Consider the following 19737-nt stretch of genomic DNA (forward strand, 5'->3'; position numbering starts at 1 on the left):
CTTTTCCCGGAATGCCGCTTCCGCCGCGTTTTCGGGAGGTGGCTTTCTCGATCCTGGTGTTTCCGCTTCTTTCGTAAAGCGTCTTCATGCTCGAACGTCCAGCCGGCGGTGAACGTGCGGTTATCGTCCAGCTCGATTTCGGTCGTGCCGATATTGCCGAAGAACTCGAAGAGGTCCGCCTGCTGACCCAGTCGGCGGGTGCGGTCGTCTGCGCGGAGGTGCAGGGACGTCGGCAAGCTCCAGACGCGGCCACCTATGCCGGCAAAGGCAAAGCGCAGGAAGTGGCTGCGGAAGTGGCGGCGCATGAGGCGGACTTGGTTGTCTTTAACCACGAATTGTCGCCTGCTCAGGAACGCAACCTGGAGCGCGTGCTGCAGTGTCGAGTGATTGACCGGACGAGCCTCATACTCGATATCTTTGCGCAGCGAGCCCAAAGCGCCGAGGGCAAGCTGCAGGTCGAACTCGCCCAACTTGAGCATCTTGCGACCCGCCTCGTGCGGGGGTGGACCCACCTTGAGCGCCAGAAAGGTGGCATCGGATTGCGTGGGCCTGGCGAAACCCAGTTGGAGACCGACCGCCGTTTGCTGGGAAAACGCGTCAAGGTGCTCAAAGAACGGTTATCCCGCCTCGAACGGCATCGCGGCGTGCAACGGAAGGCGCGTAGCCGGGGCGACGTGTTGAATGTCTCCCTCGTTGGTTATACGAATGCCGGCAAGTCGACGCTCTTTAATGCATTGACTCATGCAGGTGCCTACGCTGCCGATCAACTGTTCGCCACCCTGGATACGACCTCCCGGCGCCTTTGGTTGGGCGAGGCGGGGAACGCCGTAATCTCGGACACTGTTGGCTTTATCCGCGATTTGCCGCATGAGTTGGTCGCCGCCTTTCGGGCGACCCTGGATGCGACGTCCAGGGCGGATCTCCTGCTGCACGTGGTAGATTCGGCGAGCACTGTGCGCGACGAGCAGATTGCCGAGGTCGACAAGGTCTTGTCCGAAATCGGGGCAAGCGACGTTCGCCAACTCGTGGTGTTGAACAAGCTCGATCTCACAGGGCTACCGCCGGCGGTCGAGAGAGACGAGTATGGTAGAATCGCCCGCATCAGGATCAGCGCGAAAAATGGCGAGGGTTTGCCCCTCTTGCGGCAAGCGCTGGCTGAAATCGCTCTTGAGAAACGCCAAAACGACGCGTCACCGGCAAGCATAGGTGACGACAGTTCTTTCAAAGCTGAATAACGTTCGTAACGTTCGGATTCCGACTTCTCCCTATGATTTCATGCATCGGAGTACTTATGTCGCTCAACGACCCGCAATGGGGCAACCGAGGCAACGACGGCGGTGGCGGCAAGCGGCCAAGTCAGGGGCCCCCAGATCTTGAAGAGCTTTGGCGCGACCTCAATCGTCGCTTGTCGGGTGTTTTTGACAAGAAAGGCGGTGGAGGCAGTGACGGTGGTGGCAATCGCCCGTCGGCTGAATTCAATCCACGGTTTCTCGGCGGCGGCATCACAATGCTTGTTGCCCTGGTACTCGTTGTCTGGCTGGCGAGCGGCTTCTATATCGTCGACGCTTCTCAACGTGGCCTCGTTTTGCAGTTCGGCCGCTACAAAGAGAGTACGGAATCGGGGCTTCGCTGGCGGTTGCCGTACCCGATCCAGTCGCATGAGCTGGTCAACATCTCCGGAGTGCGGACGATTGAGGTCGGCTATCGCGGTAGCGAGAGAAACAAGGTTCTCAAAGAGGCACTGATGCTCACGGATGATGAAAACATCATCAACATTCAGTTCGCCGTTCAGTACATTTTGAAGGATCCGGTCGAGTATGTCTTCAACAACCGGAATCCAGACGAGTCGGTGATGCAGGCTGCCGAGACGGCGATTCGCGAAATCGTCGGCAAGAGCAAGATGGACTTCGTTCTCTACGAAGGCCGCGAACAGATTGCAGTTCAGGCTTCTAACCTGATGCAGGAGATTCTCGACCGGTACAAAACCGGAATCCTGATCTCGAAAGTCACGATGCAAAACGCGCAGCCGCCCGAGCAGGTTCAGGCAGCCTTCGACGACGCCGTTAAGGCCGGCCAGGATCGCGAGAGACAAAAGAACGAGGGGCAAGCTTACGCGAACGACGTGATCCCGCGTGCTCGCGGTACGGCGGCTCGCTTGTTGCAAGAAGCGGACGGTTACCGGCAACGCCTCATCGCGACAGCTGAGGGCGACGCCAACCGGTTCCGTCAGGTCAACGCCGAATACTCGAAGGCGCCCGAGGTGACGCGCAGCCGCATGTACATAGAGACGATGCAACAGGTATATAGCAATACGAGCAAGGTAATGGTTGACGCGCATGGGCAAGGGAACCTGCTCTATCTTCCCTTGGACAAGCTGATGCAGGCTGCGGGCGCGATTCCGCAAGCGAGTAGCGAATCGTCAACCTCGGCTGGTGATGCGTTAGCTGGCCGCTCAGGTGCAACGTCCTCTCCCAAAGACAGTGCCCCGCCGGCGTCGGAGCGGGCGGATTCCCGCTCGCGTGATGCCCTTCGTTCGCGCGACAGGGAGGCACGATAATGAGAGCTCGCCTGAACATACTCGCGACGCTGGTTGCGGTTGCTCTTGTCATTTTTGCAACGTCCATTTTTACGGTCGATCAAAGGCAGTACGCGATCATCTTCCAGCTTGGAGAGGTGCGTGACGTCATCGAACGCCCGGGGCTTTACTTCAAGTGGCCAATGATTCAGAACGTGCGCTATTTCGACAAGCGGATTCTGACGCTGGACGCCGCCGAACCAGAGCGCTTCATCACTTCTGAAAAGAAGAATGTGCTCGTTGACTCCTTTGTGAAATGGCGGATCGTCGATCCCAAGCTCTACTACATCTCGGTTGCCGGCGATGAGGCGCGCGCGGTGACTCGTCTCTCGCAGACGGTCAATGCCGGATTACGAGAGGAGTTTGGCAAGCGCACGGTGCACGACGTCGTTTCGGGCGAACGCGATCGGATCATGGAGCAGATGCGCGAGAAAGCCGATCAAGACGCACGCAAGATCGGGGTGCAGATCGTCGATGTACGGGTGAAGCGGGTCGATCTGCCGACGGAAGTCAGCGAGTCGGTGTATCGCCGCATGGAGGCAGAACGCAAACGTGTCGCCAACGAGCTCCGTTCTGAAGGGGCGGCCGAGGCCGAGAAGATTCGGGCTGACGCCGATCGGCAAAGGGAAGTCATTGTTGCCGAAGCCTACCGCGAAGCGCAAAAGATCAAAGGCGAAGGGGACGCGAAGGCAACGGCGACGTACGCCCAAGCGTTTGGTCAGAATCCCGAGTTCTATGCCTTCTATCGGAGCCTGGAAGCGTATCGGTCGACCTTCAAGAACAAGGGCGACGTGATCGTGGTGGAGCCGAATTCGGACTTTTTCAAATACATGAAGAGTCTCGGGCGTGGTGCTGAAAAAACCTCGAAATGACCGACAGCCTTCTCGCCGCCTTCGCTTTGCTGTTGGTTCTCGAAGGCGTCATGCCTTTTCTCGCGCCACGCGTGTGGCGCGATACTTTTCGCCGTCTTCTTCAGTTGACTGACGGACAACTGCGTTTCATCGGTCTTTCTTCGATGCTCGCCGGAATAATCCTGCTGATGGTTTTCAGATGAACTGGCTGTTACCCGAATACTTGGCTGATGCCTTGCCCCAAGAGGCGGCGCGAATCGAGAAGTTAAGACGCGTCGTACTCGATCTGTTCAGGGTGCGTGGTTATGAGCTGGTCATCCCGCCCATGCTGGAGTATCTCGATTCCTTGCTGACGGGGTCCGGCTCTGACCTCACTCTGCGTACCTTCAAGCTCGTCGATCAATTATCGGGTCGTACGCTTGGAGTCCGCGCCGATATGACTCCGCAGGTAGCGCGTATTGATGCCCACCTCCTCAATCGGAAAGGTGTCGCACGCCTTTGCTATTGCGACAGCGTCCTGCATACGCTTCCAGCATCGCAGGCGGCAACGCGGGAACCGATTCAGCTCGGCGCCGAGCTCTATGGCTATGCAGGGCTAGAGGCTGACATTGAGATCATTCGCTTGGCGGCTGCAGCTCTTACTGCCGCTGGTACGCCGGCGTCTCGGATTGACGTCAGCCACGTTGGTGTCTTCCGTGCGCTTTCGGGCGCCGCGGGGCTCAAGGCGGCAGACGAAGCGAGAATTCTACCGTTCCTGCAAGCGAAGGACATTCCTGGGCTACGCGAATGTTGTGCCGGACTGGCCGAGCCTTATCGTTCGGCGTTTTTGCGTTTGCCGGCGCTCTACGGCGGTGTGGAAGTGCTTGAGGAAGCTATCGAGAAGTTGCCGAAGCTTCCCGAGATCGTACAAGCGGTTGAGACAATGAGCGGGTTGCGACTGGCTCTGCCCGAACTTCCGCTTTCATTCGATTTTGCCGATTTGCGCGGTTACCATTATCACAATGGCATTGTATTTGCCGCCTATTATCCGGGTTTCCCAAGCGCGATTGCCCTTGGGGGACGGTACGATGGCGTCGGGAGAGACTTCGGGCGCGAACGTCCCGCGACGGGTTTCTCGATGGATTTGCGAGAGGTCGCCCGCCTTTCGGGTGACGGAGATGGCGAGGAGTCAATTCTGGCACCCTACGTGGGTGGCGATGCAAGCCTCGCGGCGCGAGTTGCCGCGCTGCGAAATGAGGGACATATCGTTGTTGAGTTGCTTCCTGGCGAGGCAGCGAGCGAAGGTCCGGAATGTACCCAACGGTTGGTCAGACGCAACGGGCGATGGATTACAGAAGCAATTACGGGGATCGATTGAAAAATGGCTAAGAACGTCTTGGTAGTCGGGACGCAGTGGGGCGACGAGGGCAAGGGGAAAATCGTCGACTGGCTGACGAACCACGCGCACGGAGTCGTCCGTTTTCAGGGCGGCCACAATGCGGGTCACACGCTCGTCGTCGGAGATCGTGTGTACAAGCTCAATCTCGTTCCATCAGGGATCGTCCGAGAGGGAGTGACTTGCTACATCGGAAATGGCGTGGTCCTTGATACGCACCACCTGATTTCCGAAATCAAGGAACTCGAGGCGGGTGGCATCGAGGTGCGTTCACGGCTCAAGATCAGCCCGGGATGCCCGCTTATCCTCGGGTACCATGGTGCGCTTGATCGCGCCCGGGAGGCAGCCAAGAGTGCAGGTGCTCGTATCGGGACGACTGGCAAGGGGATTGGTCCGGCCTATGAGGACAAAGTGGCGCGTCGCGCGTTGCGCGTGTATGACCTGTTCTATCCGGAACGCTTTGCCGAGAAACTCAAAGAGAACCTCGACTACCACAACTTCGTTTTGACGAAATACTTGGGGGCCGACCCGGTTGATTACGATGCGGTGTTGGCACAGGCGATGGCTGATGCGGATGTCGTCAGACCGATGGTGGTCGATGTATCCGCAGCCCTTTATGCCGAAAACAAATCGGGTCACAACCTGCTCTTTGAAGGGGCGCAGGGTGCTTTGCTGGACATCGACCACGGCACTTACCCGTTCGTCACCTCGTCTAACTGTGTCGCCGGCCAAGCTTCCGCCGGCGCGGGCATCGGGCCGGGAATGTTGCATTATGTTCTCGGGATAACAAAGGCTTACTGTACGCGGGTCGGTGGTGGACCGTTTCCAAGCGAACTCGACATTGAGGCCGTCGGTACACCTGGTTATCAAATGTCGCAGAAAGGTCGGGAATTCGGTACGGTCACCGGGCGTAAGCGGCGGTGCGGCTGGTTCGACGTACCTGCGCTAAAGCGGTCGATCCAGATCAATGGCGTGACGGGGCTGTGCATCACCAAGCTCGATGTCCTCGATGGCTTGCAAGAACTCAAGATATGCACGGGCTATGACTTGGGTGGAAAAACGGTCGATCTTTTGCCGATGGGAGCGGACGATGTAGCGAATTGTCGTCCGATTCTCGAGACGATGCCGGGCTGGAGCGAGTCGACAGTCGGCGCAACAAGCCATGCCGACCTGCCAGCCGCCGCGCGAGCCTATCTGGAGCGTATCGAAAAACTATGCGAGATCCCGATCGACATTATTTCGACCGGGCCTGAACGCGACGAGACCATCCTTCGCCGTCATCCTTTTGAATGAGACAAACGGTGACTTCGGCGAGGGATTGAACGTGAGAAAGCCGGCGTTACGCCGGCTTTTTTGCTCGCTTGCTTGGGCGGCACGGAAAGGCGGGCTTGTGAAGGACAGAAGCGGCGCGCGGCATGGGAATCCTTGATTGGTTCAAGAATCGCTCCGCGCAATTCGACGCCGATCAACGTTCGGACGCACTGACGGAACAGGCGATCGAGAAAGCCGTAGCGCTCACCAATCCTCGGCTCAAATTGGTTCGGGCCTACCAGGATCGGTTGGGGCCTGCCGTCGAAACGAGTGTTGCGCATTTGCGACGGTTAATCTCTGCTTTGCCTGCGTCGATTCGGATTTCAGCGACCAACTGGGGGTTTGACCCCGTATTGCGTGCTTTTTTTGCGACGCCGTCTGATATCACCACCATCCTGGGGCGGTCGCATAACGTGCGAACCTTGCTCGAAAAATTTCCCGAACTGGACGAAGCCCATGTCGTTCTCGGGATGGCGTTTTCGGAACAGAAAGTCCGAGGATTGTCGCTTCAAGGCGGTGGTGGGCCGCAAGATGCCGAAGCGACGATGGTGAGTTTTGCGGATCACCAAGTGCGTATTTGCGGGCAGGAAGAGCGGGAAATCCGCCGGCTTCTCGGCACTCAATTGTTCGAGTATCTGGTAGCCCAGGCTCTGATTGAAATCGGAGAAGATCGTTCAGAGCGACGTGAACTTGAGGATGAGCGTTCGCTGATTCGAGCCCGGCTGCGCTTGCTGCAGCAGCAAGGGCCGGGATTGGGAACAGTTTTTGGATCCCCCCCCGGTGCGGCCGAAGAACGCGCCAAGCTTGAGGCCCAATTGCTTGAAAACGAGCGGCAAATGGAGATGATCGGCGGATCGGATTCGATTCTCGAAGGAGAACTCGAGCACTTGCAGTCAGTGCTTGCAAACCCAGAGCGCTACGTGCGCATTGAGCACAAGGACCTCCGCTTGAGCACGATGAATCTCATGCTCGACGAGGCGAGTACGGACGTCGCTTGCGATGTCTCGTTCTCTCTGGCAGAGCTTTCCGGTTCGCCTTCGATCCGAAGTGCGTTCGTGCTAGGAACGTTTGCGCGCGCTGAACTTCCTCCGGAGAGAATGAATTTCGACGATGCCATTCGTTATTTGTGATTCCGGATCGCGAGGCGAGGAGCGGGGCGACGCCGTTGCAGACGATCCGATGCTGGCTTGGAACACGGCCGGCGGATCAGTGTCCGAAGAGAAGAGTGCAAAGATCATAAGTCACGGCGTTGCGTATGGTGTACGCTTGGACGGTCGACCAATCGGAACCTTTGAATATCCGAGATCTGCACGGACAGAAAGAGCAGTATCCAGAACAAAAAGGCCCCGACGATCGTCGAGGCCATTGATGTTTTTCTTGGTGCCCAGGAAGGGACTCGAACCCCCACAGTGTTGCCACCACTAGGACCTGAACCTAGCGCGTCTACCAATTTCGCCACCTGGGCATTTGCAGCGAAGGCCGAATTCTAAAGGAACATAACAAAATGTCAATAAAAAAGCTCTCCAGAACCCGTCGTAACGACCCCTATTTCGCTCGTGAAGCGGCCAAGTATGACGTCCCGCTACCGTCACGTGAGTACGTATTGCAGGCGGTTGAGGAGCAGGGCAAGCCGGTGAGTTTTGACTACCTTTGCGCTCTGCTCGACGTGCAAAAGCACGAACTCGAAATGTTCCAGCGTCGCCTCGGTGCCATGGAGCGCGAAGGCCAGTTGATGCGCAACCGGAAGGGGGCGTACATCGTTCCCGAGCGCGCAAGTTTGATCCCTGGGCGTGTCGAAGGTCACCCCGACGGTTATGGCTTTCTCGTCCCCGACGACCGTAGCGGGGACATCTTTCTTGACGCCAAACAGATGTCGAAGGTGCTGCACGGAGACCGGGCGCTGGTTCGCGTTATCGGTATTGATCGGAAGGGGCGGCCCGAAGGCGTTCTCGTCGAAGTGCTGGAGCGTGCCAATACACGTGTCGTGGGCCGCGTCCTGGTCGAGCATGGCATTACGCTCGTGGTTCCGGAGAACCGCCGTATCAATCAGGACATTCTGGTTGTCCCCGACAAGAAGACGAGAATCGCCGCGGGTCAGGTTGTCATGGTCGAGATCGTCGAACAGCCGGACCGACATACACAGCCGATCGGCCGAATCGTCGAAATCCTGGGCAACTATGCTGATCCCGGGATGGAAATCGAGATCGCTTTGCGCAAACACGACTTGCCCTTCGAATTCTCGCCGCAAGTCAATGAAGAAACGAAACGTCTGCCCAACAAGGTGAGAAAAGCCGAAATGGCCGGACGAAGGGATTTGCGGGATCTTCCTCTGGTAACCATCGACGGCGAGACAGCGAAAGACTTTGATGACGCTGTCTTCGCGGAGAAAAAGGGGCGCGGTTGGCGCCTCGTGGTTGCCATCGCGGACGTGAGCCATTACGTGCAGCCGGGAAGCGCGCTTGACCGCGAGGCCATGGCGCGGGGCAATTCGGTGTACTTTCCTCGACGGGTCATCCCCATGTTGCCCGAGAAGCTGTCCAACGGTTTGTGTTCGCTCAACCCCGACGTCGAACGGTTGGCCATGGTTTGCGACATGGACATCAACAGCCGTGGCGAGATCAAGGAGTACGAGTTCTATCCCGCGATTTTTCGCTCGCACGCTCGGCTGACCTACACGCAGGTGTGGGCTTGGCTTTCCGGAGAGAAGGCGCCGGAAACGGAGTTGCACCGCGAATTGTTGCCGCGATTGCAGGCGCTCTACGATCTGTTCAGTGTCCTGCTGAAAGCACGCCACAAACGAGGTGCGATCGATTTCGAGACCACCGAGACGATGATGCTGTTCAACGACCAGGGCAAGATCGAAAACATCGTCCCGGTTTATCGGAACGACGCCCATCGTTTGATCGAGGAGTGCATGCTTGCGGCAAACGTGTGCGCTTCGGCCTTCCTCGAGGAACATGAACAACCGTGCCTCTACCGGATTCATGAGGGGCCGACGCCCGAGAAGCTCGAGGGCTTGCGCAGCTTCCTCAAAGAGTTCGGGTTGAGCCTTCCGGGGGGCGATGACCCGAAAGCCAAGGACTACGCAGCCCTGCTTGAAAAAATCAAGCCCAGGCCGGACGCCGCGTTGCTTCAGACGGTGATGCTGCGGTCACTCCGACAGGCAATGTACAGCCCGGATAACGTTGGTCATTTCGGTCTCTCGTACGAACACTACACGCACTTCACGTCGCCGATACGGCGCTATCCCGATCTGCTGGTGCATCGTTCGATCAAGGCGGTATTGGACGGAACGCGCTATACGCCCGGGAAATGGGACGATATCGGGTTGCACTGCTCGATGACTGAAAGGCGCGCCGACGAGGCCACACGGGACGTCGACAACTGGCTCAAGTGCTACTACATGCGTGACCGTATCGGGGAAGAATTTGACGCAACCGTTGCGGCAGTGGTGCCGTTCGGCGTCTTCGTTGCGCTCGATTCCGTTTACGTCGAGGGGCTCGTGCACGTCTCTGAACTCGGCGAGGACTATTTCGAGTTCGATAACGTCAAGCATCAGATGCTTGGGCAGCGTACCGGCCAGCGATATCGGCTCGGTGACAGATTGCGGGTGAAGCTTGTTCGCGCCGATCTGGAAAGTGGCCGCATCGATTTTGTCCTTGCCGAACCGCCGGCCGCGCCGGTCGGCCGGATGAGTACTGGGTTCAGTCACCCCCCACGCAAAAGCGCAAACGATCATGCTGAGAACGGCAGGCGAGAAAAGCGTCCGACGGCACACGGGCAAGAAAGATCGCGAAGCACAGGGCGAAAACGTCGCTAAGGCGCTGTTGCTTACCGCCTCACTACTGTTCGGCTGACTGCACCCGACAAGAGGTCCAGGGGCGGCTCAAGGTAGAATAACGCCCCTCATTTGCGAGACTGTCATGTCACAACCCACCTTCATTCACGGATTCCACGCGGTAATCGCCAAACTGCGCCATCAGCCGGAGGCTGTCCTCGAAATCTTCGTCGACGTGGGTCGCCATGACGCCCGGATGCGCGACCTGACGAAACACGCTGAATTGCATTCGGTGCGCATCATGCCTGTCGATGCAAAACGATTGGAGGGGATGGCCGGTGGAGGGCATAGGCATCAGGGGGTTGTCGCCCGCGTGTCGGGCGAGGCGCGTCATGTAACCCTCGACGATGTTCTCGATACGCTTGATGAACCCGCCTTCCTGCTCGTTCTCGATGGAATCCAGGACCCGCACAACCTGGGAGCTTGCCTACGCGTGGCAGACGCTGTAGGCGCGCACGCCGTTGTGGCGCCGAAAGATCGGGCGGTGGGCCTGACTCAGACGGCCATCAAGGTGGCAAGCGGAGCGGCCGAGAGCGTCCCGTATATCACGGTAACGAATCTTGCACGCACGTTGCGCGAGCTCAAGGAGCGTGAGATCCAGGTCATCGGGACGGATGCTGAAGCCGAGCACGACATCTACAACACGCAGTGGCCCGCGGCAACTGCCTGGGTTCTGGGTGCGGAAGGTGACGGATTGCGGCGCTTGACACGCGAAACATGTGATCAACTGGTGACCATCCCGATGCTCGGGTCGGTCCAAAGCCTTAACGTCTCGGTGGCTGCCGGGGTCTGTCTTTACGAGGCGAGACGCCGACGCGGTGCGTAGTCAAGAAGATGGCCGCAGGATGCCTGATCACGTGAGCAAATCGAACAGGGTATCGATGCCCGAGTGGAAAAGCTGTCCCAAGAGAACTCCAGAGTCCGACTCGGCCTTTTGCGCGCTGCGCTGACGTTCGATTGCGAGGATCGCTTCGGCGAGAGCAGCAGGGTCCCGCTGGGCGGATTTCTGTTCCTTTTGCTGGTAATCGGCGAGCGCCTTGTCGACTGCATCCGGATCGAGGATCGCGATGGGCGAACCGCAGTGTGAACAGGCGCTTTGCGTTCGGATATCAAGCGGTGCCCCGCAACCCGTACAGCGGATCGTCTCGACCCGCGCGGCGAGCGTCTTGATTTCGGCAGGGGCGAGTTGGCGCACAAAGCCCTTCTCGATCATGAACTGCCCGAACGTCGTGAACCGTCCATGCCCTTGTAGGCAGCGGTGATACGTAAAACGCCCCCCCCTCGCCACATCAAGCCCCGAGACGAGTCGATCATGGCAGCGAGGGCACGTCAGAACGGCCGACTGTGAAGTGCGCGGATCGTCGCGATGCTCATGGATCAACTTGAAGAGATCGACGATTCCTCCCGGGCTTATTTGAACGCTCTCAAAGCGGTCGAACCACAGCGCTTGGCACGGAAAGCACAGGTCGAGCGCGACCTGCCCATTGATCTTTTGCGGCAATTCGAGGCGCGTCATCGGCGAGCTGCACGATGGGCAGGAAGTGGCTGCAGGAGCGGAAAAGGTATTCATACGAACTTGGAATGAGGTAACGCGCGCATTCTAGCGCCGACCGCGGCGGTTTACGGCTGACTACCATTCCGCAATCACCCAATTGACCGCCGGACCGTTGGTCGGACATACTTCCTAGCTGCGCCCCCTTCGCTCTGAGCCAACAACAAGAAGCGATTGCGCTCCGTCGTCCAGATGAGTCGGGCGGGTCTTTGTCCCTTCGTTTACGGAAGCAACCTGTGCGTTTCGCAATTTCCCAGAACTCTCTCTTCGCCAAGCTGACCCGATCGCCTTGGTGGGCCAGTCTGGCCGTTGCCCTTGGTGTTTGGCTCGCGGCCAGAGTATTTCTTCCGGAGCAATACGGCCTGTTTTCTTGGTCGCTAGCGCTCCCGTTCGTTGTCACGGGCGTTATTGCCGCCCGCCGCCAACTGCAACAGCCAACTGCCGGGAGGGTAGAAGCTACCGTTGCTGCCGTGACCGCCATGTCTTGGCGCGATTTTTCTGCCCATATGGAGCGCGCATTTCAGCGGGAGGGCTACGCCGTGGAACGAACAAGTGGCGCCGCGGATTTTTCGCTGACCAAGGATGGCCGCGTGACGCTAGTAAGTTGCAAACGCTGGAAAGCCGCCGGGCATGGTCTCGAACCGCTCCGCGAATTGGAGATGGCCAGCGATAAGTGCGGCGCCCACAAAACCAGCTACGTCGCCATATTCGACTTGAGCGAGAACGCGCGGCGCTTTGCGCGCGATAACGGAATCACGGTGGTGGACCGAGCGGCATTGACGAAGCTGCTGCGTTTGCCAAAACGCGGATGACGCATGCAAACGCTGGGCGCAATACCAAGGGACAGCGTGTCGTGTAAGCGTGGCGTTGCGTTCACACTTCGACGATAATCCGTCATTGACCACTGGCCCTGTATGGATTCGACAAGGCGCCTACGCGCGGGAACCGAACAGAATTTTAGGAATTTCAGTTACTGAGACTACCAAGGAGCGTTGATGGCAATTCGTAAAGAGCTGTTGGATGAGTTGTACGCGCGTCGCCAGGAGGCCTATGCCGGTGGAGGGCAGGACAAACTGGAGAAACGCCGTCAAAAGGGGCTGTTGAATGCGCGAGAGCGTTTGGACATTCTCTTCGACGACGTGTCGTTCCAGGAGTTCGGGATGCATGTCGATCACGACACCGCTGGAATGGATGACAAGCGAATGCCGGGGGATGGCGTCGTTACAGGGATCGGTAACGTGGACGGACGCCCGGTCGCTGCGTTTTCGCAGGATTTCACTGTTTCAGGAGGGTCTCTAGGCCGGATGCATGCCCAGAAGATATGCCACGCGATGGAGACGGCCGGCAACCTCGGTATCCCGATCGTCGCCGTAAATGATTCGGGCGGTGCACGGATTCAGGAAGGCGTTCATTCGCTGTCCGGTTATGGGCAGGTGTTTTACCGCAACGTCGAGTTATCCGGGCTGGTGCCGCAGATCGCGATCATTTCCGGACCTTGCGCCGGTGGAGCCGCCTATAGCCCGGCTTTGATGGATTTCCTCATCATGACGCGGAAGAGTGCGCAGATGTTTATCTGCGGCCCGGACGTGATCAAGGCCGCAACGGGCCAGGAAGCCCCTATCGAGTTGTTTGGCACAGCGGAAGCGCACGCTTCGGTGAGCGGCAATATCCACTTCATCGCCGAGAACGACAGGCACGCGCTCGAGATCGCGCGCGGCCTTTTGTCGTATCTGCCGCTGAACAACATGCAGGACCCTCCGCACCGGATACCGGACGAGATCAGCATCGTCACCGACGACGAGATGAATGCGCTGACGCCGGAGGAAGTGAAAACCCCGCTCGATGTTTCGAAGGTCATTACCCGCCTGGTGGACGGCGGCGAGTTTTTCGAAGTGCAGAAGGAATTCGCCAAGAACATCATCGTCGGTTTCGCGCGCATCGAAGGCATGGTTGTCGGTATCGTGGCTAACCAACCGATGGTCAAAGCCGGGACGCTCGACGTGGATTCCTCCGACAAGGGAGCGCGGTTCATTCGTTTTTGTAACGCGTTCAACATTCCGCTTGTTTCGCTGGTCGATATCCCGGGGTTCATGCCCGGTCTCAACCAGGAACGGGGAGGCATCATCCGCCACGGCGCAAAGATGCTTTTTGCTTATGCGGCAACTACAGTCCCGAAAATCACCGTTATCCTCCGCAAAGCCTATGGCGGAGCCTACCTCGCCATGTGTTCGAAAGACATGGGCGCGGATTTCGTGTTCGCGTGGCCGACGGCCGAGATCGCCGTGATGGGTGCCGAAGGCGCGGTCAAGGTTATCTACCGCAAGGAACTAGAAACAGCGGCAGATCCGAAGACGAAGGAAGCCGAGCTTATTGCGAAATACCGCAAGGAGTTTTCGTCACCCTACCAAGCGGCAGAGCACGGCATGATTACCGACGTCATCGCTCCCAGCGAAACCCGCTCGCGTGTTGCGCTCGCATTGCGCGTCGCGCTGACCAAGCGGATCCCTCGCCCGCCGAAGAAACACGGACTGATCCCGCTGTGAGCCCAGATGCGTCGATTCATACAGATGCGGCCGAGTGAGGCTCGCAAGTCATTATTAGCTTAGGAGTGCGTGTTGTGAGCGAATCATCTGTTCAAGAGCAAGCAACGATTCACCCGGGAATGTCGAACGAAAAGTTCGTTACCATCTTGGCTGTTGCGGCATGCGAGGTGCTCGGGCAGGCCGTGTCCGTCGTGCGGTTCCGGCCACTCGGCGGATCAGACTGGAGTTGGTCCGCACAAGCTCGTGCCGGTCTTCATACCCATACCATTCGTTAGCTTTGTGCCTGTCCGTCAGGCCGGAAACAATAGGATAAAACTGTCATGAAGAAACTCAGGATTACTCTCGAAGGAAAAACGTACGAGGTCGAGGTTGAGCCGATTGGTGCGTCGTATGCACCGCAAGCGTACTCTCCGCCTCCGGCTGCCGCGCCGCGGCCCGTCGCCGCCCCGAAGCCTGTGTCGGCTGCGCCCGTAGCGGCGGCTCCAGCCGCGTCCACCGGTGGCGGCCACCCCGTCACGAGCCCCATGCCGGGTCTGGTAATGAAAGTGCGCGTCGCCGTCGGTCAGCAAGTGGCGAAGGACGAGGAGATCGTGGTTCTGGAGGCGATGAAAATGGAATCGTCGATCTACGCCCCGAGCGCCGGCACCGTCGCAGCCATTCTGGTCAAGGAAGGTGAGGCGGTCTCCGAAGGACAGGTGCTCGTGCAGTTGAGCTGACCGTTTCGGGTTTTCGGGCCGTCGGTTAACCGGCGGACTCGGCTGTTTTGCAAAAACCTTGGATGCCGGCAGAGCCGCTTCCAAGGTTTTTCTTTTGGGCCCTTAGCGCAGGGCAGGGAGTTCTCGTACCAGCTTTTGATAGTCGGGCGAGTTGCGCAGTAAGCGGGCTCCAGCTTCTCGCAAGCGATCGACTGCTTCGGGCGGCAGATTGAAGCTTGTCGGCAGTGCGTTGAAGTAGGCGCGTTCCTCTTCCGAATCCAGGTCGTCGAAGCTGATTTCGATCAGCATCGCCTGTACGTCATCTCCGTCTGGCTCTCCAGCGGCCGCTTGGCGCGCGGCCAGTGCCTTGGCAGATTCTTCCAGGCTGGTACGAGCGTAGGCAAGGGTTTCCACGTTGTAGCGGTCAGTCGTGTTGCCGACGGCGAAAGCGATAGCGCTCAACGTAGGCACTTCGGCGTATTGATCGAGTTGCGGATACTCATGACGCGCCTGGGCGTTCACGACGATGCGCACGAGCCGGCGCAGATTTTTCCGTTGGTAGATATCCGCAAGGCCAGTTGGTCCGGCGAGAGTCAGTCGGTCGAGCAGGGCGCGCAAGCCGAGATTGTCCGAAAGGCCGCCATCGAGAAGGTGAATGTACTTGCGCTTATCGGCATCGAGATACGAACTCACGTCTGACGCGATCGCATAGCGTCGTACTGAATCGTGGCGTGCGCGCAGACCATCGGTGATCCATTCAGGCGTAGCCTGCGTGCAGCGTCCGGAATAATTGGAGAGCGTAATGGGACTGAAGATCACCGGCACGGCACTCGATGCCGCGACGGCGCGGGAAACTTTGTAGCTTCCCAGGTCCGAGCACAACAGATCGAACTGATCCTGAGTGAACTCGAATCGGCTCGTCCTTGCCATGTCGGTGGCATTGATGAGAACGAAAGGACGGCCGCTCTGGCGGATCGCGCGATCAAGGTCGGCAAACGTGTGGCCATCGAAAAGCGTTTGGTCTAGATACTCCGCGGTCACGTCCGAACGGCCGTAGTAGGGCGAAGACATATTGAAGAGGTTGGCCGGCGAAAAGAAGCTTGAAGCGATTTCGCTCTGCACGTCTCGCTTGAGGAAGTGCGACTCGAAGTCTTTGAAGATTCGATCGCCGTACAAGCCGTAGTACGCCGCCGGGTAACTGCCGCCCGATACGGCGGAGATCGTTTCGACGAGATCGAGCATCCGCTGGTGCTTGCCTTTGACCACGACCGGCGTGCGGGCAAGCTCTTCGAGCACCCCATACGCCAACGCAGCCGCGCGCGTACCTCCGCCAGAAAAGCTCAGTCCGAATACCAAGCTCTCCGGCGCCCAATCGCGTGCATAAGCCATGGCCCGATAACCGCCGCTAGTGACGGGAGAGTACTGATTGCTCGCGGTGAGCGGCGTAGGTAGAGGTGCGTTATGTGGCGCGAGCGTCGATGCACAGCCCGATAGAGTGAGCACCGCAGCGATAAAGGCGCAGCGGGTGCGAGCGGCGATTCGCGAATGAAGCCCGAAACGTCGCGGGCGATGGGAAGAAGCGCTTAGCGTCGTAATGAAAGAACTTCTCCGTGATCGGCAAACAGAGCTGTGAATTTCCGAGAGCATATTCTTGTGATTCTGCGGAACGCGTCGATTGAATCAGATCTATAAGTCGGCGGTAATCTCGGCGAGCGCCGGCTTGGCGATGCGCACGTAGTCCTCGGAGTTGAGCACGATCGACGTATCGAGCCTTCCGGCATTGAAGGCGATTTCCTCGAAATCCTCGATGAGCTTGGGATCGACGACAAGCTTGATCGCGGGGTGGAAGGAGAACGGGGGAATGGCACCGATGGCGCAACCAGTGAGCGCAGTGGCTTCCTCCGGGCTCACAAAAGTCGCTTTCTTTCCTCCGGCCGCTTGGCCAACTTTCTTGAAATCGACTTTTCGGTCGCCGGGGAGGACGGAGAGAACGATTGTTTCCGGATGTTCCTTCAAGCGACAGAGCATGGCCTTCGCACCCTGGCCGGGCTTGGTTCCTCGAATGGCGGCGACCAGTTCCGAGCTTCCTTCGGCGGGATGCTCGATGACGCGATACCTCGCAGCGGAAGCGTCGAGAAGTTTGATTAGTTGTTCAAACATGAGATAACACAAAACAAAAGATCTCGCGGGCGGGCCTAGGCGGGGCTAGCCATGAGACGGGAAACTCGAACTCGCATTTGCCTAGACTGCCTGCGCGGACGACACGAGCTTGGCACCTAACGCCATCATCAACCCGCCGGCGGCACGGTCGATCCAAGCCTTGTATCGCAAATAAGCGCGGCGTGGGCCTTCCGACGACAAGACGAGCGCAACGACGACATACCAACCGGCCTCGACTACAAAAACGGTGCTCACGATCGCCACGTCGAATGCGGCCGATTGTGCTGTCGGCAGGAAGGCAGCAAAAACGCTAGCGTAAACGATGGCGGCTTTGGGGTTGCTTAATTGTGTGGTCAGGCCGAGCGCGAGCGATTTGAACTGAGTCGCGAAGCGGCGCGCTTCTGGGCTGCCTGAAAGATCGGCTATGGGCAGCGGTCGCTTCGCACCGCGCCAGATTCGTATTCCTAGGTACGCCAGGTACAGGCCACCAAGGACTTTGAGCACAACGTAGAGGGAAGGTACGGCGAGGAGGAGGCCATGCAATCCCAATAGGGCGGCGGCCGCAAAGAGAACGCCTCCTGCGCCCATGCCCAGCGCGACAGCAAGGCCATCTGCGCGCGATGCGGAAACTGCTGTTCGGGCAACCACCACGAAGCTCGGTCCGGGACTAACGGCACCCAAAGCAATGGCCAGAACGATGCCAAGAAACGCCGAGAATTCCTGCATTTTTTTCTCGCGGGCAAAAGCGAAATTATATCTCGGTGGCCGGTCGGTTCTCCCTGCTTTCCTGGTTTTACCTTGGTGCAGTATGACTGGCAAAAGTCGAATGGCCCCCGATAGACGGCAACTCAATTGGAAAGTGATGGCGCGCGATTAATGACAGACTGTCATTGTCATTACCGTCGCCAGCCGTTACGGACAACGTATTGCTAGGCGTGCGCTTCTTCGGATGCTTTACCGATACCGACCTCAGCAAGCATCAAGACATGCAAGCGAATATCCACTGGCCACCGCGCTATACGGCGACGCAGCGCTTCGATATCGCCGGCGAATAGCGCGCGGCAGGCTTCCTCGTAACCCGCGTTGTTTCCCGCCATGGCGGTCATGAAACGATTCGTGGCTTCCACCGCCTGGCGGCGCCGGTCGGATTCGGCAGCCGTTTTGCGCGCCTGCTCCACCAACTTGCGCAAAGCCACAGAAGCTCCTCCGGGTTGGGCGGCCAGCCAATCCCAATGGCGAGGCAGCAACGTGACCTCGCGAGCCACCACGCCGAGTTTCGGTCGGCCCGGCGATTTTTCTGAAGTGGTGCTTTCGGTTGTTTGAGCCTCTAGAGACGGGTTTGACGTTTCCGGGGGAAGCCGTCTGAGCACTGCCGATAGCGAGCCGCGCAGGTCGAGCTCGATCGGTGTGCTGGTTCGTAAGTCGAAGACCAAAACGCTTTCCTCGGGGTTCTCGTCTGCGTAGCGCTTGACCGCACCGGTAACATCGCGCGGCGTGCCCGAGGCGAGGCGCTTGTTGCTGGCGAAGGCGATCCACGTCGGAATTGAGTTTGCATCCATGAGTATCTCCCTTATGAAGAGATGTATTTTACCCGGATAAAAATAGGTTGGTCAAATAATATCCGGGTAAAATTGGTGCGCACTCGAAAGCAGAGGGGCACAAGCTGCTCTCTCAATACTTGCTGTTCAGCTCCACGCAAACGATCGTCGGCGAGACAGCAACTCCAGTTAGTCGACAATGAACAATTTGGCGCCAGTGGTGGTGGACGAACGATGAGGCTCAGCGTTGTCCGCGACTTGGTAGCTCGTTCCCGCCGTGAGAACGAAAGTGCGCCCATCCTTCAGTTCAGTATGCAACTCGCCCTCGAGGCAGAGCAGAATATGCCCTTTGGAGCACCAGTGATCGGCGAGGTATCCAGGCGTGTATTCGACCATGCGTACGCGAATGGAGCCGAACTGCCGCGTACGCCAAAAGGCGGAACCGCTTTCCCCTTTGTGCTCGGTAGGCGGTATCTGACTCCAATCGGTGGTGGAAAACGGGAGATTGTCGATATTCATGTCGTTGTCTTCTTGACGCGCAGGAGAGAATACTGCCGGCCTCAGTCTTTACATCGCAATCGGAATTACTCGAGCGCGAAGTCAACAGCGCTCTCGCCGTGAATTTGCGTCGTATCAGAGACCGGTACCGGCGAGTCGTGTTGCGAAACGAGAAGGGCTATTTCAGTGCAACCAAGAATGATGCCCTCGGCACCGCGATCCACAAGTCGGGCGATGATTTCACGGTAGCGTGTCCGCGACGATTCGACGATTTTGCCCAAGCACAACTCGTCGTAAATGACGCGGTGCACGAACTCTCGGTCTTCACTGTCCGGCACGATGGCATTGAGCGAGTGCTTCTCGCGCAGCCGACCGCAATAGAAATCCTGCTCCATCGTGAACCGGGTTCCGAGGAGACCAATAGTCTTTATGCCACTCGCCTTGATTCGCACGGCCGTCGGGTCGGCAATATGCAACAGTGGAATTCCAGCCGCACCTTCGATTGCGTCTGCGACTTTGTGCATCGTGTTCGTACACAAGACGATGAAATCGGCGCCAGCGCGCTTAAGCGATTTGCCTGCTTCGGCAAGAACACGGCCCGCTTCCTCCCAGTTGCCGGTCGCTTGCAAGTGTTCGATGTCGTGAAAGTCGACGCTGTAAAGAACGGCCTTGGCTGAATGAAGCCCGCCCAGTCGAGCCTTGACGTCTTCGTTGATGATTCTGTAATACGACGCGGTCGATTCCCAACTCATTCCGCCGATTAACCCGATTGTCTTCAAAGATGTCTCCTAAGTGCCCGTT

19 protein-coding genes and 1 tRNA gene are annotated in these 19737 nt (G+C 58.3%); 12 read left to right on the forward strand and 8 right to left on the reverse strand.

Going from position 1 to position 19737, the window contains the following annotated elements:
- Positions 1–86 precede the first annotated feature (86 nt).
- From hflX to NZ453_RS21340, 7 genes are all read left to right on the forward strand, one after another.
- Positions 87–1235, forward strand: coding sequence for a GTPase HflX (hflX, locus tag NZ453_RS21310; RefSeq protein WP_263772995.1), 1149 nt, complete (start codon positions 87–89; stop codon positions 1233–1235).
- A gap of 56 nt (positions 1236–1291) precedes the next feature.
- Positions 1292–2557, forward strand: a complete 1266-nt coding sequence (gene hflK, locus NZ453_RS21315; RefSeq protein ID WP_263772996.1) for an FtsH protease activity modulator HflK — start codon at positions 1292–1294, stop codon at positions 2555–2557.
- Positions 2557–3447, forward strand: coding sequence for a protease modulator HflC (hflC, locus tag NZ453_RS21320; protein ID WP_263772997.1), 891 nt, complete (start codon positions 2557–2559; stop codon positions 3445–3447). The genes hflK and hflC overlap by 1 nt, the downstream gene beginning before the upstream one ends.
- Complete coding sequence (locus NZ453_RS21325) at positions 3444–3629, forward strand: DUF2065 domain-containing protein (protein ID WP_263772998.1); 186 nt, start codon at positions 3444–3446, stop codon at positions 3627–3629. Before hflC ends, NZ453_RS21325 begins: the two co-directional genes overlap by 4 nt.
- Positions 3626–4783: an ATP phosphoribosyltransferase regulatory subunit gene (locus NZ453_RS21330; protein ID WP_263772999.1), complete on the forward strand. Its 1158-nt coding sequence runs from the start codon at positions 3626–3628 to the stop codon at positions 4781–4783. The genes NZ453_RS21325 and NZ453_RS21330 overlap by 4 nt, the downstream gene beginning before the upstream one ends.
- A 3-nt stretch (positions 4784–4786) precedes the next feature.
- A complete protein-coding gene (locus NZ453_RS21335; protein ID WP_263773001.1) occupies positions 4787–6094 on the forward strand; it encodes an adenylosuccinate synthase in 1308 nt (435 codons plus the stop codon).
- 122 nt (positions 6095–6216) lie between these two features.
- Entirely contained in the window at positions 6217–7242 is a 1026-nt protein-coding gene (locus NZ453_RS21340; protein ID WP_263773002.1) for a hypothetical protein, read from the forward strand.
- Positions 7243–7490: 248 nt separating this feature from the next.
- On the opposite strand, the gene NZ453_RS21345 is transcribed toward NZ453_RS21340, so the two are convergent.
- Positions 7491–7577 (reverse strand) — tRNA-Leu (locus NZ453_RS21345).
- Positions 7578–7616: 39 nt separating this feature from the next.
- Here NZ453_RS21345 and rnr point away from each other — a divergent pair.
- Together rnr and rlmB are read left to right on the forward strand one after the other, a co-directional pair.
- Positions 7617–9932: a ribonuclease R gene (gene rnr, locus NZ453_RS21350; RefSeq protein WP_263773004.1), complete on the forward strand. Its 2316-nt coding sequence runs from the start codon at positions 7617–7619 to the stop codon at positions 9930–9932.
- 103 nt (positions 9933–10035) lie between these two features.
- The gene (gene rlmB, locus NZ453_RS21355; protein ID WP_263773005.1) at positions 10036–10776 is read left to right on the forward strand and encodes a 23S rRNA (guanosine(2251)-2'-O)-methyltransferase RlmB; all 741 of its coding nucleotides are present in this window, start codon (positions 10036–10038) and stop codon (positions 10774–10776) included.
- Positions 10777–10803: 27 nt separating this feature from the next.
- On the opposite strand, the gene NZ453_RS21360 is transcribed toward rlmB, so the two are convergent.
- On the reverse strand, positions 10804–11466 hold the full coding sequence (locus tag NZ453_RS21360; RefSeq protein ID WP_420851691.1) for a hypothetical protein: 663 nt from the start codon (positions 11464–11466) through the stop codon (positions 10804–10806).
- Between the two features lie 272 nt (positions 11467–11738).
- Between NZ453_RS21360 and NZ453_RS22090 the strand changes: the two genes are divergently transcribed.
- From NZ453_RS22090 to NZ453_RS21375, 3 genes are all read left to right on the forward strand, one after another.
- Positions 11739–12314 (forward strand): restriction endonuclease, encoded by a 576-nt coding sequence (locus tag NZ453_RS22090; RefSeq protein WP_263773008.1) that lies wholly within the window; start codon positions 11739–11741, stop codon positions 12312–12314.
- Between the two features lie 183 nt (positions 12315–12497).
- Entirely contained in the window at positions 12498–14045 is a 1548-nt protein-coding gene (locus NZ453_RS21370; RefSeq protein ID WP_263773010.1) for an acyl-CoA carboxylase subunit beta, read from the forward strand.
- Between the two features lie 320 nt (positions 14046–14365).
- Positions 14366–14761 carry a biotin/lipoyl-containing protein gene (locus tag NZ453_RS21375; RefSeq protein WP_263773011.1) on the forward strand — a complete coding sequence of 132 codons (396 nt, stop codon included), beginning with the start codon at positions 14366–14368 and terminating at the stop codon, positions 14759–14761.
- 102 nt (positions 14762–14863) lie between these two features.
- Here NZ453_RS21375 and NZ453_RS21380 read toward each other — a convergent pair whose 3' ends face one another.
- The 6 genes from NZ453_RS21380 to NZ453_RS21405 all read right to left on the reverse strand — a co-directional run bounded on the left by NZ453_RS21380 (position 14864) and on the right by NZ453_RS21405 (position 19715).
- The gene (locus NZ453_RS21380) at positions 14864–16129 is read right to left on the reverse strand and encodes a patatin-like phospholipase family protein (RefSeq protein ID WP_263773012.1); all 1266 of its coding nucleotides are present in this window, start codon (positions 16127–16129) and stop codon (positions 14864–14866) included.
- Between the two features lie 297 nt (positions 16130–16426).
- A complete protein-coding gene (locus NZ453_RS21385; protein WP_263773013.1) occupies positions 16427–16900 on the reverse strand; it encodes a YbaK/prolyl-tRNA synthetase associated domain-containing protein in 474 nt (157 codons plus the stop codon).
- An 81-nt stretch (positions 16901–16981) separates the two neighbouring features.
- Positions 16982–17626 (reverse strand): LysE family translocator, encoded by a 645-nt coding sequence (locus NZ453_RS21390; protein ID WP_263773014.1) that lies wholly within the window; start codon positions 17624–17626, stop codon positions 16982–16984.
- A 203-nt stretch (positions 17627–17829) separates the two neighbouring features.
- On the reverse strand, positions 17830–18459 hold the full coding sequence (locus NZ453_RS21395; protein WP_263773015.1) for a DUF2239 family protein: 630 nt from the start codon (positions 18457–18459) through the stop codon (positions 17830–17832).
- Between the two features lie 168 nt (positions 18460–18627).
- On the reverse strand, positions 18628–18957 hold the full coding sequence (locus NZ453_RS21400; protein ID WP_263773017.1) for a DHCW motif cupin fold protein: 330 nt from the start codon (positions 18955–18957) through the stop codon (positions 18628–18630).
- 65 nt (positions 18958–19022) lie between these two features.
- Positions 19023–19715 (reverse strand): aspartate/glutamate racemase family protein, encoded by a 693-nt coding sequence (locus tag NZ453_RS21405; RefSeq protein ID WP_263773019.1) that lies wholly within the window; start codon positions 19713–19715, stop codon positions 19023–19025.
- Positions 19716–19737 lie beyond the last annotated feature (22 nt).

Source organism: Propionivibrio soli, assembly GCF_025770765.1.
GTDB lineage: Bacteria > Pseudomonadota > Gammaproteobacteria > Burkholderiales > Rhodocyclaceae > Propionivibrio > Propionivibrio soli.

What these genes read in the sequence shown, in the direction of transcription:
- NZ453_RS21360 (WP_420851691.1), bottom strand. Translation starts at nt 11,466, where the DNA reads ATGACGCGCCTCGAATTGCCGCAAAAGATCAATGGGCAGGTCGCGCTC.
- NZ453_RS21340 (WP_263773002.1), top strand. Translation starts at nt 6,217, where the DNA reads ATGGGAATCCTTGATTGGTTCAAGAATCGCTCCGCGCAATTCGACGCC.
- NZ453_RS21380 (WP_263773012.1), bottom strand. Translation starts at nt 16,129, where the DNA reads ATGGCTTATGCACGCGATTGGGCGCCGGAGAGCTTGGTATTCGGACTG.
- NZ453_RS21370 (WP_263773010.1), top strand. Translation starts at nt 12,498, where the DNA reads ATGGCAATTCGTAAAGAGCTGTTGGATGAGTTGTACGCGCGTCGCCAG.
- NZ453_RS21335 (WP_263773001.1), top strand. Translation starts at nt 4,787, where the DNA reads ATGGCTAAGAACGTCTTGGTAGTCGGGACGCAGTGGGGCGACGAGGGC.
- NZ453_RS21375 (WP_263773011.1), top strand. Translation starts at nt 14,366, where the DNA reads ATGAAGAAACTCAGGATTACTCTCGAAGGAAAAACGTACGAGGTCGAG.
- NZ453_RS21390 (WP_263773014.1), bottom strand. Translation starts at nt 17,626, where the DNA reads ATGCAGGAATTCTCGGCGTTTCTTGGCATCGTTCTGGCCATTGCTTTG.
- NZ453_RS21395 (WP_263773015.1), bottom strand. Translation starts at nt 18,459, where the DNA reads ATGGATGCAAACTCAATTCCGACGTGGATCGCCTTCGCCAGCAACAAG.
- hflX (WP_263772995.1), top strand. Translation starts at nt 87, where the DNA reads ATGCTCGAACGTCCAGCCGGCGGTGAACGTGCGGTTATCGTCCAGCTC.
- hflK (WP_263772996.1), top strand. Translation starts at nt 1,292, where the DNA reads ATGTCGCTCAACGACCCGCAATGGGGCAACCGAGGCAACGACGGCGGT.
- NZ453_RS21400 (WP_263773017.1), bottom strand. Translation starts at nt 18,957, where the DNA reads ATGAATATCGACAATCTCCCGTTTTCCACCACCGATTGGAGTCAGATA.
- NZ453_RS21325 (WP_263772998.1), top strand. Translation starts at nt 3,444, where the DNA reads ATGACCGACAGCCTTCTCGCCGCCTTCGCTTTGCTGTTGGTTCTCGAA.
- NZ453_RS21385 (WP_263773013.1), bottom strand. Translation starts at nt 16,900, where the DNA reads ATGTTTGAACAACTAATCAAACTTCTCGACGCTTCCGCTGCGAGGTAT.
- NZ453_RS21330 (WP_263772999.1), top strand. Translation starts at nt 3,626, where the DNA reads ATGAACTGGCTGTTACCCGAATACTTGGCTGATGCCTTGCCCCAAGAG.
- rnr (WP_263773004.1), top strand. Translation starts at nt 7,617, where the DNA reads ATGTCAATAAAAAAGCTCTCCAGAACCCGTCGTAACGACCCCTATTTC.
- rlmB (WP_263773005.1), top strand. Translation starts at nt 10,036, where the DNA reads ATGTCACAACCCACCTTCATTCACGGATTCCACGCGGTAATCGCCAAA.
- hflC (WP_263772997.1), top strand. Translation starts at nt 2,557, where the DNA reads ATGAGAGCTCGCCTGAACATACTCGCGACGCTGGTTGCGGTTGCTCTT.